1 protein-coding gene is annotated in these 365 nt (G+C 55.1%); it reads left to right on the forward strand.

Annotation, left to right across the window (positions count from 1 at the left end; genetic code table 11):
* On the forward strand, positions 1–365 hold a 365-nt coding region (locus FDX03_RS22910), incomplete at both ends, for a hypothetical protein (protein ID WP_249356962.1).

Below are 365 nucleotides of genomic sequence, written 5' to 3' on the forward strand. Positions count from 1 at the left end.
CCGCCATCAACAGCGTGGGCAAACTGACCACCGGTTCACTGACGCTGAGCGATAACGCCCAACTGGATTATCAGTTTGGTCAGGCTTATACCCCGGGCGGTGCTTTCAACGACCTGATCGACGTGAATGGCTCCCTGACGCTCGACGGTAAGCTCAACATTGAAACCTCACCGGGCGGTAGCTTTGATGTTGGTGTCTATCGCGTCATCAACTACACCGGCACATTGACTAACAATGTGATGGATATTGCTAACGCGCCGGAAGCGGCTGACAGCCTGTATGTACAAACATCGGTGAAAAATCAGGTCAACCTGGTCAACCATGCCGGACTGACGCTGCGCTTCTGGGACGGCACCGGCGGTGAG

The sequence above is a fragment of the Citrobacter sp. wls827 genome, assembly GCF_005280875.1.
GTDB classification, from domain to species: Bacteria; Pseudomonadota; Gammaproteobacteria; order Enterobacterales; family Enterobacteriaceae; genus Citrobacter; species Citrobacter youngae.